The organism is uncultured Tateyamaria sp., from assembly GCF_947503705.1.
In the GTDB taxonomy this organism is placed as follows: domain Bacteria; phylum Pseudomonadota; class Alphaproteobacteria; order Rhodobacterales; family Rhodobacteraceae; genus Tateyamaria.
On sequence record NZ_CANNES010000004.1, the window covers coordinates 25,068 to 40,336 of the forward strand.

At 60.8% G+C, this 15,269-nt stretch carries 11 protein-coding genes and 1 pseudogene; 2 read left to right on the forward strand and 10 right to left on the reverse strand.

Annotated elements, in window-relative coordinates:
- Positions 1–5: 5 nt before the first annotated feature.
- The 5 genes from Q1A44_RS10830 to Q1A44_RS10850 all read right to left on the reverse strand — a co-directional run bounded on the left by Q1A44_RS10830 (position 6) and on the right by Q1A44_RS10850 (position 5,443).
- The gene (locus Q1A44_RS10830) at positions 6–1,142 is read right to left on the reverse strand and encodes an ABC transporter substrate-binding protein (protein WP_299624350.1); all 1,137 of its coding nucleotides are present in this window, start codon (positions 1,140–1,142) and stop codon (positions 6–8) included.
- Positions 1,139–2,503, reverse strand: coding sequence for a prohibitin family protein (locus tag Q1A44_RS10835; RefSeq protein WP_299624353.1), 1,365 nt, complete (start codon positions 2,501–2,503; stop codon positions 1,139–1,141). The genes Q1A44_RS10830 and Q1A44_RS10835 overlap by 4 nt, the downstream gene beginning before the upstream one ends.
- Positions 2,504–2,583: 80 nt before the next feature.
- Positions 2,584–3,228: a YcjF family protein gene (locus Q1A44_RS10840; RefSeq protein WP_299624355.1), complete on the reverse strand. Its 645-nt coding sequence runs from the start codon at positions 3,226–3,228 to the stop codon at positions 2,584–2,586.
- Between the two features lie 179 nt (positions 3,229–3,407).
- Entirely contained in the window at positions 3,408–4,250 is an 843-nt protein-coding gene (locus tag Q1A44_RS10845) for a hypothetical protein (protein WP_299624358.1), read from the reverse strand.
- On the reverse strand, positions 4,229–5,443 hold the full coding sequence (locus tag Q1A44_RS10850; protein ID WP_299624361.1) for a hypothetical protein: 1,215 nt from the start codon (positions 5,441–5,443) through the stop codon (positions 4,229–4,231). The genes Q1A44_RS10845 and Q1A44_RS10850 overlap by 22 nt, the downstream gene beginning before the upstream one ends.
- 673 nt (positions 5,444–6,116) lie before the next feature.
- On the opposite strand from Q1A44_RS10850, the pseudogene arsJ reads away from it, so the two are divergent.
- Positions 6,117–7,337: pseudogene (gene arsJ / locus Q1A44_RS10855) on the forward strand (organoarsenical effux MFS transporter ArsJ); the annotation flags it as partial.
- A gap of 149 nt (positions 7,338–7,486) precedes the next feature.
- Here the strand turns inward: arsJ and Q1A44_RS10860 are convergent.
- Positions 7,487–8,410 carry a hypothetical protein gene (locus tag Q1A44_RS10860; protein ID WP_299624364.1) on the reverse strand — a complete coding sequence of 308 codons (924 nt, stop codon included), beginning with the start codon at positions 8,408–8,410 and terminating at the stop codon, positions 7,487–7,489.
- Entirely contained in the window at positions 8,397–9,128 is a 732-nt protein-coding gene (locus Q1A44_RS10865; RefSeq protein ID WP_299624367.1) for a GH25 family lysozyme, read from the reverse strand. The genes Q1A44_RS10860 and Q1A44_RS10865 overlap by 14 nt, the downstream gene beginning before the upstream one ends.
- 354 nt (positions 9,129–9,482) lie before the next feature.
- Here Q1A44_RS10865 and Q1A44_RS10870 point away from each other — a divergent pair, with 354 nt between their 5' ends.
- Positions 9,483–10,619, forward strand: coding sequence for a pyridoxal phosphate-dependent aminotransferase (locus Q1A44_RS10870; protein WP_299624370.1), 1,137 nt, complete (start codon positions 9,483–9,485; stop codon positions 10,617–10,619).
- Here Q1A44_RS10870 and Q1A44_RS10875 read toward each other — a convergent pair.
- Genes Q1A44_RS10875 through Q1A44_RS10885 form a run of 3 tightly spaced genes read right to left on the reverse strand, consistent with a single transcriptional unit; the run spans position 10,616 to position 15,247 of the window.
- Positions 10,616–11,284, reverse strand: a complete 669-nt coding sequence (locus Q1A44_RS10875) for a TetR/AcrR family transcriptional regulator (RefSeq protein ID WP_299624373.1) — start codon at positions 11,282–11,284, stop codon at positions 10,616–10,618. The genes Q1A44_RS10870 and Q1A44_RS10875 overlap by 4 nt on opposite strands.
- 3 nt (positions 11,285–11,287) lie before the next feature.
- Positions 11,288–12,835 (reverse strand): trimethylamine methyltransferase family protein, encoded by a 1,548-nt coding sequence (locus Q1A44_RS10880; protein WP_299624376.1) that lies wholly within the window; start codon positions 12,833–12,835, stop codon positions 11,288–11,290.
- A gap of 3 nt (positions 12,836–12,838) precedes the next feature.
- Entirely contained in the window at positions 12,839–15,247 is a 2,409-nt protein-coding gene (locus Q1A44_RS10885; protein ID WP_299624379.1) for an FAD-dependent oxidoreductase, read from the reverse strand.
- Positions 15,248–15,269: the final 22 nt, after the last annotated feature.

The window sequence follows — 15,269 nt, forward strand, 5'->3', positions numbered from 1 at the left end:
TCCCCTTAGTCGGTGACCTGCGGTTGGGCGGCGATGCGCCGGATCGTGATCGGCTTGGACGTGATGCGCCCATGTGCGTCAAACACGTGAGCGCCAGTTTCGCCCTCGAATGTCAGAATCGTGCGGAGCCCCGAAGCGATCAAGGCAGGGTCCGTCGTACGCAATTCATCCGCGGCCGCCGCGATCATATGCACCGCATCAAACCCTTGTTCGGCCCACAGCGTCTTCGCTCCCGAAAAAGCCTGGTCCATCCGACTTTCAAACCCTGGCACGTATAGGCGCAGATTTGGCGTGTTGGTGACCGGGTCAAGCACGGCAAAGCGCGTGGGGTGCCCCAGAACCACCGCTTGCGTCATCCCGATCAGGGCCATCTGATCGACAGCCGCCTGCAATTCCTCGCCCTCCAGCAGCAGGACCAGACCTTCAGCACCCAGATCGGACAGCGCGGTCAACTCGGTCAGATATCCGCCTTGCGCCGAGGCCCGCGTGCGATCGAACACCACTTCGATGTCGCGGGCCGCCGCCGCATCCGCAATTGCCACGCGCAGCTCCAACCCAGCCCGGGACCGATCCCCAAGGATCGCCAACGTGCGCATCTCTTGGTCTGCCAGCCCGCTCACAATGCCCGCGCCCAGCATTTCAAGTGTGGGCAAGGTCGAAATGGAGTGGCGAAAGCTAGGTTTGCCAACCCCGGTGTCAAAAACCAGCGCATTGATGTGCACGATACCGGCATCATTGAAAAAGGCGCGCGCAAGGTTCAACGCTGACCTGTCGCGGTGGCCGATGGCTGCAATGGTATGATCCTTGTGCACCTTGCGCCGGGCTGCCAGGTTGCGATCCGCCTCGCGCCAACTCAGGTCCGTTTCATCGACCTCGATCAATTCAAGCGGGCTGTCAGCGATGCCACCCCTGGCGTTCACCTCGGCCACCGCTTGGCGCGCGCCATCCAGAAAGCCGGGATAGGTCTCCTCGTCATAAAACAGACCGATGGCGTAACGCTCTTGCGGCTCCGTCAGGTGGGGCGGCTCGGGCTTCACCCAAAAGCTCTGAGTGCCAATGTTGAGGCCGAAATTGACCAACCCCGTCCATTGCAGGATCAGAATAGACACCAGTGCGATTGCAATGATGCGCAGCCGGGTCACGGCAACATGTCCAACGGTGCCTGCAGGAACTCGGCCGCCGTCAAGGCCCGTCCCCCAACTTTGGCCCGAGGCGAGTTGTTGTTTGACGGCAAAAGCGTGCCCTCAATCGGTTGCGGCGTGACCCCATGCGGCTCAAACAGCGGATCGGGCTTCAACTCATAACGGGGCGCAGGTGTGGTGCCCGGTGTGAAAAAACCCGGCGCAACACCTGCGACCGAAGAGCGGTCCTGCTCAAACACATGACGGTTGCGGCGGCTGGGTTCCAGCAAATCCTCTGCATCGGGAAAGGCGACAACCTGATCGCCGTCAAGTTCGGGCTGCGGTTGCTCGATCTCGCGCACGGTATCGGCCACCTGATCGCGGATCGCAGGCAGCGCAGGGGTCGGCGCGATAGCAGCAGGAGCGGTAGCCGGGGCCGTTGGCGCCAAAAGAGCAGTATCGGCAGGCGGCGGCGCCGTTTGCACCGTGTCAGGGCCAAGGATCAAAGGCAGGCCTTTGTCACCTGACCCAATCACGACCACCTTGGAATTATTGGATTTGGCCAGATCAACCGTCGCCTGAATACCCCGCCACGTCAAAAGCTGGTCATTCAGCGTCTCATTGACTGTCGCCTGATAGTCGCGGATCCCTTCGGCCTCTATGCGCAGGCGCTGCGCTTCCTGCTCTTGGGTGCCAAGGCGGAATACGTAGGCCGCTTCGCGTTGTTGATGCACCAGCTTTTCGGTGATGGCCGCCGAAATCTCTGCGGGCAAGACCACTTCGCGGATGATCACGTCGTTGATCTTGACGTAGCGCTGTCCAACCTCTTCTGCGGCATCCGCCAAAACACTGGTCAGAATGCCCGCCTCGTTATTGTAGATGTCCTCAGGATGTTCGGCCCCCAACCGTTTCCTGAGCACGCTTTCAATCTGATAAACGATGATGGTTTCAGCGTAATTGGGGCCCACATGTTTATGTAGCTGGCCGATCATATCTGGTTCGGGACGAAAGCGGATGGCCAAACGCAGGGTCACGGGCAACCCTTCCTGCGTCAGGACGGTAAAGTCGTGCAGGATGGTCTGAATGCGGATGTTATACACATAAAGCGTGTCCCAGGGATATTTGACATGCACCCCTTCGCCATAGACGCGGTCAACCATCGTACCGCCGCTCAGCGGCTTGAAAATCACGCCTGCCGCGCCGGCGGGGATCATACGGACGATCGCTGGATAAAGCGCTGATAATAGTAGAATGAACAGGATCAGGAAAATGATCGTGCCCTGCCCGATCCGCTCGAACAGTCGCACGAAAAATCCCACGACCGGATAGCGGTCGCGCAGTCGCTCGCCTTCCGGCGAAATCTCACCCTCTGAGACGTTCACAGGCCTTCCCCCACATCAAAGGCTGCCGCCGAACCCGGCGGCAGCCCCAGCCTTTTGCCGGATTGGCAGCTATTGGCGTGTTACGCGGGCTGTGCGGCGCCGGTGTCCACTTCGACATCAGACCCTTTTTTGCCCGATGCTACCAAATCCTTGGCCCGGGACAGCGAGGCCTTGGCAACCTCTTTGCCCTTATGGAACTGCTCGCGGAAACCCGCGCGCAATGCGGACATCTCCACATCTGTCAGGTCCCCACCCCGATCCAGATGCGCCGACAGTACCTTACCTGACGCGTAAGTCGCGGCACCGGCCAGCAGAACCATACCCGCCGTGCCACCCAGCGTGCCGACAAAGGGAATGGATTTGGCCAGGCTGGCCGCGCTCAAGCCCAGCGCGACAGGAGCCACGCCCCCGATCAGCGACACAATGAGGCGCTGCGCCAGCTTGTCGTTGAACGACACGCCATAAAGGTTGGTCAGGCTGTGCACCATCTTGACCTGCAGGGCGACAATCGCCGCCGCATCGAAGGCAGGCACAGGCACCAGTGCCACGGCCATTGAGCCGATGACAAAGGTCTTGATCAGGCTTTCAATTTCAGCCTCGGAGGGCAGTTCGACAACGGCCACCTCTTCGCCTTCGTTTGTACCAGCCTCTGCTTCAACGGCTTTGCGCGCAGCGGCGGCCATTGTCTCTTCGGTCTCTTCTGTTGTTTCTGATGTGCTTTCCACCTGATCACCACTGTCTTTTGCGGCAGCGCTGCTTTTGGTGCTCCGGCTCTTTGATTTTGGAGAGTTCGCCATTTTCAATCCCAGACATTCATAAAATAATGCTCCAACCATACACCAAATGCGCGAATCATCTAGCTTCTTATTCTTGTATGGGTGGAAAAAACGGGGCCGCGCTGGGGTTAAGCGCCTGATTCTTGACCATTCGTCGCCCAAAGCTCGCTTTCGCGCGCGATGTTGAGAAGCAAAACTCCGATCCGGTCCAGAAACAGCATCACGAAGGCCACGAGTGTCAGTGACGCTGGCGGGGTGGACGAAAAGACCGGCAGCACAAACAGCGCAGAAAACAACACTGCATACCAACGCAAACGGCTCCAGAGTGTCATGCGCCAGGCCGTTTGCTCTGCCGCGACCGCATGTTTACCCGCTGTAACCAAATCCTGGCGCATGTCGCGGCGCACCCATTCCAGCACCTCTTCACGCCACGCCTGGGCAGATGCACCTGCCCCCCCGAGCGACGCCGCCTGCGCCGCCACGTGGTGCTGCAATGCCAATTCGGCCTGCGCATGACGCCGCGCGGTGACAGTACTGGGCACCAAGGCCTGCCAAAACGCGATCGCCAGCCCGATGGTGATGGCAAAAAGGACAAAGCTCTGCACAAACAACAAAAGGGCAAACACGATAACGTATGTCATGGCGCTGACAATTTGCACCTGTGCGGCCGCCCACGGGGCGTCCGGCACGTCCATCTCAGTCAGGTCTTGCACCAGTTTATTGCAAGCCCGCGTCATCAACGCGGTGACACAGACCAACAGGACAAAAGTGGCCAGAAACGTCCAAAAACCTCCCGGAACCATGCCCCGTTGCGCCAGGCTGATCACGGCCCATGTGAGCTGCACCAGCGACAAGGCAAGGATCAGGGCCGCCGCCGCCGATAGAGCCAACAGATTCAGCGTTGCGCGCGGCGCGCTCAGCATCATGTTTTGAACCATCGACACCAGCATCACGCTCGCGCCCCGGTCCATGTCAGCAACAAATGATCTGCGCCGACATCCCGAGCGGCGCCTGCATGGACCACCACCAGCGTCTTTGCCAACGCCTCGGCGCCCTTCATCACATCGTTCAGATCCAGCTTGAACGGCCCGTCAAACACTCCCGCGCGAGCCTCCACGGCGACAACCGGCGCGTCACTGGCAAAGGCGGCGAGCAGCGCCCAATGCGCGCCACGCCGCGCGCTGAGTTCGGGGGCAAAGCCGCCTTCCCATGGGGCGTCAGTGACTTCGATCCCTGCACCGCGCAAGAGCGGTGCGTAAGTGATCCGAACAGGATCAAAGGGGGGGATGAACGGCCACGGCACGTCAAACACGCCTGCGACATAGGGTTGGCCATCGCCCCGGTACGTCGCCAGCGTCGAGACAAGCGCTTGGCACTGCGCCGCGTCACCGGTCGCAATATGCACGACGCGGCCTGCGCCCATCTGAAAGGGCACCGCCCCCGGCACATCCAGAACCTGATCACTCTGTGCGGCCCAAACGCGACCGGGGGTCTCCGCGACGGGCCCCGGTTCCTTTGGCAACCAATTGAGGCGTGGAAAGTCGCGGTAGGTCGCAATAATCGCATGGGCAGGCAGCACACAGGCCAGGCTCAGCAGAGCAATCAGCGCCAGATTGGTGGCAGACAGCCCGCCCGCCAGCACCGGCAGGGCATGGACTTGCACGAAAGTCGCAAGCAACAGAACCGCGATCGCGCCAACCTCATACCACGGGCGTAACGGATCAGGGGCATAGCGCGACAACAGCATCGCCACAGCACTTAGAACCAAAAACACCACCTGAATGAACAGCGCCAGTCGCGACATGCTGGCCATACCAATCAGCAGCACAAGGGTGATGAAACCGGCCCCCAAAAGCGTGGTTACCGTGCCAATGGCCGCAACCGGGCTCAAAACGTGCAACGCGGCCCGGGTCGTGTCATCACCGGGCGCATCAATCAAACGCTCAGCGGCCCGCAGCCGCAGATTGACCCAGGCCAGAATCTGGCTGGTGCGCACCGCATGGCGCAAAACGGATTCCGTGGCGATGGCCCCAATGGCCAACAATACAAAGATCACGATATGGTCGTGAAACGGCGCTCCCGCCGCCTGGCTGCGCAAAACCGAAAGTGTCGCCAGCCCGATCAGAACAGCAAACACCCCGCGCAGCGCCCAGAGAAGGACCATGCGCCACCGGAATGCACCGCGATCAACTATGTGAATTGTATCGGCCACGCGGCAAATTGCTTTCTAAAAATGCGCTCAATTCCGCAACTCACCCAAAAGCAATGCGTGGGCTTCTGCCGTCTTGACACAACACGCACCTTCCCCTCACGGTAGAGCGCATACTCGTTTTCGTAGCAGCACCACCCGCATTTTTTCAACCCTTTTAAACCATTCGAGTGACGTATTGACCGCATCTGCCTCTGCAATAGCCCAACCGCAACGCCGACGGCGCGCTGCCGCGACGCGTACGCGGATTGAAAAAGTGGCCGGGTTTGGGCCATCTGTCGGCGTGGCAGAGCTTGAGATGCGCGGACCGCCACCCGCTGCGCGCCCTGCCCAATCGGACACACGGCGCAGTCCGGCCCGCCTGGCCTGGACGCCCCCCACCAAGTTGCCCGGTCTGGAAAACCTCTATGCCAGCAGCGCAATCGGCCCCACCATCGCGCCCGAAGGTGTCGGTACAACCAAGGTTTTCACCACCGCCATCACAGCCCAGGCCGAACGCCTTTTTGCCTTTGCCCTGGCCCAGTTCGGTCTCGTCCAGGCGCAAGCACAAGCGCGCCGGGCCGTGCGTGCGGGCACGGGGCCCTCGACGCTGGATCGGCTGCGCGAATGGCGCGGCAAGACCAACGCCATGGCCGCCTTTGGCGCGGTGACGTTGGCCTATTGGGCCTTTATGCTGACCGACGGCGCGTTGCGGATGCTGGTGCTGTTGCACTTTCACACGTTGGGGTTTTCGGCAGTCCAACTGGCCTTCATGTTTTTGCTCTACGAGATCATGGGGATCGTCACGAACCTCTCGGCGGGCTGGCTGGCGGCGCGGTTCGGGCTGACCGCCACGCTTTACACCGGGCTGGTCTTGCAAATCGTCGCTTTGGTGGCGCTGTCGGCGCTTGATCCCACCTGGACGCTTTGGTTTTCGGTCCTGTTCGTGATGCTGGTGCAGGGCCTTGCCGGCGTGGCCAAGGATTTCACCAAGATGAGCTCCAAAAGCGCTGTCAAATTGCTCGCCCCCAAGGATCAGTCCGGCGCACTTTTCAAATGGGTCGCGGCGCTGACGGGGTCCAAGAACGCGATCAAAGGCCTAGGTTTCCTATTGGGGGCGGCCCTTCTGGCGCTCTTTGGTTTCACCGGATCCGTGCTGATGATGGCCGCCGGGCTGGGGGCCGTCTTGCTGGCGGTCGGGCTGTTCATGCCGCGTGGTTTGCCTATCGGGCGCAAGGATGCAAAATTTTCCGAAGTTTTCTCAAAAAACAAAAATATCAACGCCTTGTCTGCGGCAAGGGTATTCCTGTTTGGGGCGCGCGACGCGTGGTTCGTTGTCGGCATCCCCGCCTATTTCTACACCGTGCTCAGCACCGGCACTGCTGCAAGCATGCAGGCCGCCTTCTTTGCCATCGGCACATTCATGGCGTTGTGGCTGGTGGGCTATGGTCTGATCCAGGCCCTGGCCCCCAAACTGCTCAAGGCCAAGGACAAACCGTTGCGCGATGTGGTGCACATGGCCCAACGCTGGGCGGCAATCCTGGCCCTTGTGCCCGCCGGGCTGACACTGGCGGCGGTACTGGCGGGCGGGCCTGCGCTATGGCTGACGCTGACACTGGTTTTGGGCCTGTTGCTTTTCGGGGCCGTCTTTGCGGTGAACTCGTCGCTGCACTCCTACCTCATCTTGGCGTTCACCAAGGATGAGCGGGCGGCGATGGACGTGGGATTTTACTACATGGCCAATGCAACGGGCCGCTTGATCGGGACGCTGCTGTCCGGGCTGGCCTACTTCCTGGGAGGCTTGCCCACGGTTTTGGCCGCCTCTACAGGAATGGCCGCGCTGAACTGGATTTTCGCCCGTCGCCTCAGCGACACGTTCACCGAAGAAGAGACCGACCTTCCCACTCCGGTCGCTCCAGTTGAACAACCGGTCAAGGGCGCAGGCGAAGCCGAGCCCATCCGCATCCGGCGCAGCCCACCCCGACGACAAAGGCGGATCCATGGGGCGATGGCCACGGGTTAGGCGTGCGTTTTTGGTGTTTTCCCGGCGCTTGCTTTTCGCTCATCCGTCATCGCGGCGATGGTTGGCACAAAAAGATGGGCAATGATCGCCCGTGCCACCGTCCAATTCACTGCAAAAACCAGCAGGGGCAGAACCAGCCCGTGCATAGTGTGAAACACCACCAGTCCGGTGACATATTCAAACAAATCCCCCACCTTGCTCATGAAGGTTTCATGCAGCGTGTTCAGCCCCGCCTTGATGTTGTCGCCTTCGCCCCAATGGGCAACCACATCCTTGCCTTTGAACGTGTCGCGCGCCGCGTTGGCCAGATCATGCGCCGCCGCCTTGGGCGCCAGCAATGCATGCATATCCACCAGGCTGACCACCCCACCGGCAAGGTACAGGCTGAGGGGAAAGATCACCGTAACTGCAACAAAGACCATCAGCACAATGCGTAGCACATCGAGCGCTATCACATGCGCCGCACCTTGATGGAATAACCACGCGGCACCCAGTGCCGCCAAGATGATCACCAGCACCGCCTTGTAGATATAGGGGCCAAGCGACGCGGCCACATCCGACAGCACCCGCAGCCCCTCAAGCACTGCCGCGGCCCCAATCGCCACATATTGCGCGCGTTGCAACAGAGCCTGCGCTTCGGACACCGCGTTGCCAATCTGAATATCCGCCTTAACGATCAGCGCCACACCCACATCAGTTGATGCGGTCACGTTCAGCACCGTCAGCGCCTCGGTAAATGCCACCAGATCTTCGGCATTGCTCTTGATGGCGGTCTCGAGAGTTGCGGTATTTTGCGCCTCCACATAGGCGAACGGATGCAGGTTCGACAAAGAGGACAGCGCCGGCACAAAGCTGAGCACCAGAAGGATTGTAACCGCGATGGCGGCCCATCCAGAAGACGGGACTTTACCCAACTGCATCGAGGGCACCACAGCGGAGTTTCGACAGATCGGACGCCGAGCCAAAGAACCAATCGGCATCCACATCGCCGGGTACGCCGTCCACGCGTCCAGTCTCAGCATATTGCCAGAACCACAGTGTTGGCGGCAGCCCTTCGGACGGCAGTGACGAGGAATATTCGGCCAGCCACACCGGCTGCGTCGGCGGTATCATGGGCGCAAGCGCCTTATAGTGGCTGAGGTCAATATACAGCAGCGGCTGACAGTTGGTCACCTCTTTGACATGGCTCATCCACGCCACGGCCTGCTTGTAATCCTCCTGGGTCAGCGTTCCTTCCAGATCAAGCGTCGGTGGCAGTTGCAGCGCCTGACCAGCAACGGTTTTCAGAAAAAATTCTGCTTGTGCGACGCCATCATCCCCGGTCTGAAAAAAATGATAGGCCCCAACCGGCAGGTCCACCGCATTGGCCCCCGCCACATGTTGGGTAAAATCCTTGTCGGGGGAGCTGATGCCCTGGCTTGCCTTGGCGAACACAAAGGAACTGCCGCCCGCCTTGACCGCGTTCCAGTCGATATTGGTGCCTTGAAAATGCGACACGTCAAAGCCGGGTGTGCGTTCGCCGGGATCAGGGGTAAAGCCGCCAAGACCAAGGCTGATCCCCGCGCACCCCGCCACAGTCAGCGTGATCGCAAGGCCAAGGGCGGCAATGCGGTGATGGTTCAAAACATGGTTCATCATCTTTGTGTCTTTCAATATGTGTCGCGGAAGGGGCCGCGCCGCAGGCTCAAATCATCGTGTCCCGGTGGCGGTCGCTAGGCCCGCTGACAGCACCGCAATCAGCGCCGTTGATCAGAATCGATCCACCCTGTGGTTGAGTATCTTGGACAGGGACGGCTCAAAAGTCCAATCCCGGCTTCAGCCTGACATCCGCCATTCCAGGAAAAGACACGGCCCGGTGATTGCAAAGCCAAGGGAAATCAGGTTCAGACATTGCTGCCGCCCTTGCGCAAAAACCCCAATGGCTCTGGACATTTATCCGGCATCAGGTAGGCACAGGCGGGTATTGCAGCCCTCCCAAGACAGGATTTTCTCATGGCAACGCTTCCTGATTTTCGATTGGAAACCCACTTTGCCAAATGGGAGTTCAAAGCCCGCCATCATATGACCGCCTCCGACGCGCAAAGCATGTCGCTGCGCGATCTGATGGCCATGGCCACGCCCGAGGAACGGGCCGGTTTCGACGACATGTGGCTGGGCTATACCGAAACCTATGGAGCGACCGATCTGCGCACGGCCATCGCTGGCACCTACGCGGCGCAACCGGTGGAAAACATCCTGTGTTTTGCGGGCGCCAGCGAAGGCATTTTTGCCGCCAACACGGTGCTTTTGGATCGCGACAGCCATGCCATCGTGGTCACGCCGAACTACCAATCCCACGAAAGCCTGCCCGCCACCATCTGTGCGGCCACAGCCGTACCGCTCGACCCAGATGACGGCTGGTCACTCGACATTGACCGGGTGGCGGCGGCAATCAAACCCAACACCAAGCTGGTGACCATCAACTTTCCGCACAACCCAACTGGCGCGATCCTGCCGCTTGACCGCTATCACGCGCTGATCGAGCTATGCCGTCACCACGGCATCTACATCTTGCATGACGAAATCTTCAACGGCCTTGGCCCGACGGGGGCACAGCATCTGCCTTTTGTTGCTGACCTCTACGAGAGGGGCCTGTCGCTGAACGTCATGTCCAAATCCTATGGCCTGCCCGGGCTGCGCATCGGCTGGATCGCCTGCCAGGACCGCGACGTGCTGTCCCGAATGGAGCGGCTCAAGCACTACCTGTCGATCTGCAACTCGGGGCCAAGCGAACGGTTGGCATTGATCGCTCTGAACCACCGCGACCAAATTCTGGCGCGCAACTGCGCCATCGTTGATGAAAACCTGCCCAAATGGGACGCATTCTTTACCCGCCACCCCGACCTGTTTGACTGGAAACGACCCGATGGCTCTTGCATGGCCTTTCCCCGCTACAAAGGGGCTGACGGCGTCGAGGCGTTCACCAAATCACTTGTCGAAGACAGCGGAGTTCTTTTCCTGCCCAGCACAATCTACCGCTCTGATCTGGGCGACACACCCACAGACCGGTTCCGGCTTGGGTTCGGGCGCACGGGCCTGGACGAAGGGCTGGCCGCCCTTGAGGCCCACATCATGCGCAACCGCGCCTAGTCGAGGCCCAAACCCTCAACAAACTGCATGAAATCGGCCAACGCGCCCTCGTCCAACGGGCGGCCCGTGAAGCCTTGCACATAAGGGCCTACGCGGCCCATGCGGATGTCCATTGGTTCGCGAACTTCCAGCGCGTGGTAGCCAAGCTGCATGAAATAAAGGATGCGGGCACGGGCATCCGCCTCGGCCGGGGGGTAGCCAAAGCGCGCAAACATCCCGGTCACCGCCTTCAACCGTACCGCATCGGCCGCATGGACGCGCGTGCCCAACGTTGCATCCCGGCGCGACCATTCGCGCACCGCAAAATCAAGGCCGGTGTCAAACAAGGCAGGATCGACGAAGCAGCGAAAAAAGTTGCACAACGCCTCGGTGATGCTGTTGGCGGGGCGAGCGCAATATGCTGTGAGCGTCGCGGTATTGCGCGCCTCCCATTCATCCAGCAGGGCCGCCAACAGGTCCGCGCGGTTCTGAAAATACCAGTAAAAACTGGACCGCGAAACTTGCAGCCGGTCGCTCAGCGTCAAAATCTTCACCTCGGCCACGCCGTGATGGACCAGCACGTCGCGGGCAATATTCAACCAATCCTCGCGGGTGACTTTGACATGGCCCACCAGCGGGGACTTGTCCGGATCATCTCGGTGCAACAGGGGGGCGGGACGGCTCATCGCTTAACTTTCCGGCGGCGCACCGCCCTCGGCGGTCCGCTTGGCGATAAAGGCCTGCAACTGGTCAACCTTGTCCCCGTCCACATCGGGCCGTTGGTCCGCCGCCAGAATGCCCTTCCATATGTCCGTCGCGCGGGTGCTGGCGTCCTGCGCGCCACGTTCGGTCCAGGTGCCAAAGTTCGCATAATCATGCACGACAGGTTCATAAAACTCGGTACTGTACCGTTCCATCGTTTGGGTCGTGGCAAAGAAATGGCCGCTGGGAGCCACCTCTGACAGTGCGTCAAACCCGATCTCGGCCTCCCCCGCTTGCGCGCCCGCACACAACTCCGCCACCATGTTCAGCACTTCCACATCAGTGATCAGCTTTTCATAGGACACGCTCAGCCCCCCTTCGAGCCATCCGGCCGAATGGATGATGATGGTGGCCCCGGCCATCAGACAACCCCAGAGGCCCATCTGGTTTTCATTCGCCGCCTGCACGTCATTGAGGTTCGAGGCCGATCCCGCCGCCGACCGCCACGGCAACCCCGTGAACCGCGCCAATTGCCCAGCGGCCAGAGAGGCCTGAAAATGCGCGGGCGTTCCAAAGGCGGGGGCGCCCGATTTCATGTCCACGTTCGAGGTGAAGGTGCCATAGCACACCGGCGCGCCCGGGCGCACCAATTGGGTCAGGGCAATGGCGGCCAAAGCCTCCGTATGGCTCAGCGTGATGGCCCCTGCCACAGTGATCGGGGCCATCGCCCCCATCAGCGTGAACGGCGTGACAATCGACACCTGCCCGGCACGGGCAAAGTCAATGAGGCCCTGGGCCATCGGAATGTCCAGCGTGCGCGGACTGTTGGTGTTGATGATCGTATAGCAATGCGGATGGGCCGCGAATTCGTCATCCGACACCCCCCTGAAATCCCGAAGCATTTCAAAGTTGTCCATCGCCTGCGGCGTACCCCGCGAATAGACAAATGGGAATTTGTCCGTCAGCGTCAGTTGCGCGTCCATGGTGAAATAGTGCCGGATGTTTGTGGCGATGTCTTGCGGCTCGACCAAGGGAGGCATCATCTGGAACACGTCGAAATGGTGGGTCAGTTGGATCAACTCGCGGAAGTCCACGCCGCGCCCGGGGCGCCGTCCCCGTTCCAAATCGGTGGCATGGGGTGCGCCGGCCCCGGGCTGAAACACCAGACTGCCCAGTTCCAACAGCACATCGCGCCCCGGCGCACCCGCCTTGCACGCGATGGATTTCGGGGCCGAGGCCAGCGCCGCCTCGACAATATCGCGCCCGAGGAAAACCATCTCGGTCGCCTCATCGACGCGCGCACCTGCTGCGGCAAAGATCCTGCGCGCCTCGGCCAGGTTCACCTTGACCCCCAGCTCTTCCAACGTGCGCAGCGCCGTCACGTGCATGTTCGCAATCTGATCTGCCGAAAACACTTCCATCGGTGGAAACGGATTTTTTAGCTGGCTATAGTTGGTCTGCCGCGCAGGCGCGCTTGCCCCCTCGCGGCCCCGTCTTCGCCCGCTGCGGGCGGGGCGTTTGCTCACGATGTCCATGGCTCAGCCTCGCATCGCGGCGCCAGTGGGATCATAGGGCGACGGCGCGATGACCTTTGCGGGCCGCTCGACCCCCACGATATGCACCTGCAGGTCAGTCCCCTCGCCCGCCACATCGACGTCCACCATGGCCATAGCAAGCGACTTGCCCACCGTGTGGCCATAGCCGCCCGAGGTCACAAAGCCGACCTTGCGGCCGTCCTGCCATACGGGTTCGTATCCACTGGCATCGGCATCCGCCGCGTCAATCTCAAGCGGGACAACGATCTGCGCAGGCCCATTGCCGTCCCGCTCGGCCAGCGCCGCCTCGCGGCCCACAAAATCGCCCTTGGTCCAATCGATCCAACGGTCCATGCCCGTCTGCGCCGCCGTATACCCTTGGGTGAACTCTGCACTCCAAATGCCAAAACTTTTTTCCAGCCGCAGGCTGAGAAGCGCGTTGAACCCCACCTCGCGAATGCTCAGATCGGCCCCCGCCTCCAGCAGCATCTTGCGCAGCCCGATATGCTCGGAAGCGGCGCAATGGATCTCGTACCCCAACTCACCCGCGACTGACAAACGGCCGACTTTGGCGCGGATCAGGCCCAGATCAAACGGCGCACAGCCCATAAAGGGCAGGTCGCCCACAGGCTGATCCGTCAGCTTTTCCATAACCTTGCGACTGTTTGGCCCCGACAGGCTGAACCCCACCACAGCGTCCGAAATGTCTCGCACATCAACGGCGTCGGACATGTGATCATGGAACCAGCGCATGTGCCAGTCGCGCAGGTAATAGCTGCCCATGATCCACCAGGTGCCGTCGCCCCAGTTGAACACGGTCAGGTCACCGCGCATCTTGCCCGTGGGCGACAACATCGGCGCCAGACGGGCGCGGCCCGGTGCCGGCAACTTGGATGCCATCACCCGGTCCAACCACGCCTCGGCCCCCGGCCCCGACACCTCGAAGCGCGAAAAGGCGGTGATGTCCAACAGGCCCACAGCCTCGCGGACCGCCTTGCACTCGTCCGCCACAACCTCGAACGCATTCGACCGTTTCAGGGTCGGCTTTTCCTCAAACGCCTCATTGGGTGCAAAATACAAAGGTAGCTCAAGGCCATAGCTGGCCCCCCAGCGCGCGCCTGCCGCCGTCATATCCGAATAGGCAGGGGCCATTTTCAAGGGCCGTCCGGCAGGCAACTGCTCGTTCGGGTAGGTCATCACAAAGCGGCGGGTATAGAATTGGCCGGTCGTTTCCTTGATGAACCGCTTGTTCTGCGCATAGTCGCCATAACGGGCCACATCCATGCCAAAGACATCCGCTTCAGGCTCTCCATGGATCATCCATTCGGCCAAGGATTTTCCGACGCCGCCACCCTGCAGGAAACCCGCCATAACTGCGCAAGCGCACCAATACCCTTTCTTGCCCCGCACCGGCCCCACCAGCGGATTGCCATCGGGCGAGAAGGTGAACGCCCCGTTGACCCAGGTCTTGACGCCCACATGCTGCAAAGCCGGATAACGTTCAAAGCCCAGCGTCAACTCGTGTTCGATCCGGTCGGTGTCTTCCTGTTGCAGCTCGAACCCGTATTCCCAGGGCGCGCCGTCCATCATCCAGTGCTCGTGATCGACCTCGTAGATGCCCAACAGGATGCCCTTCTGGTCCTGCCGCATATAGGTGAACCCTTCGAGGTCGACGGTCATCGGCACCTCGAAATCCAGCTTCTCCAACTCAGGAATCGTATCCGAAATCAGATAGTGGTGGTTGAGCGGCGACACAGGCAGCTCGATGCCGGCCATGCGGCCCACCTGCTTGGCCCACAGGCCCGCCGCATTGACCACATGCTCGCAGGTGATGGTACCCTTTTCGGTCACAACCTGCCAGCCATCCGCCGTCTGGTTCAGCTCCAGAACGCGATTGTTCTCGATCACGGTCGCCCCGTGTTTCTTGGCAGCCCCGGCATAGGCATGGACGGTGCCGGTTGTGTCCACGTACCCTTCCCGGTCAGCCCACATGCCGCCCAGGATGCCATCGGTGGACATGATCGGGCACAGCTCGCCCGCCTCTTCCGGCGTGATCAGGCGCACATCGTCAATGCCGATAGATTGGAACGTGCGATACGCCGATTGCAGCCATTCCCAACGATCAGGCGTGCCCGCCAAAGTCATGCCACCCGTCATGTGCAAGCCGATATCCTGGCCCGATTCTTCCTGGATTTCGGACAAAAGGTCGATGGTATAGGCCTGCAATCCCGCAATGTTGGGGTCCGCATTCAGCGCGTGAATGCCGCCCGCTGCGTGCCAGCTCGAGCCTGCGGTCAAAACCGACCGTTCAATCAAACACACGTCTTTCCAGCCGAATTTCGCCAGATGATAAAGCACGGACGTGCCCACAACGCCGCCCCCGATGACAACAACGCGGTAATGAGTGTTCATGGTCTTTCCCCTCGACAGATGC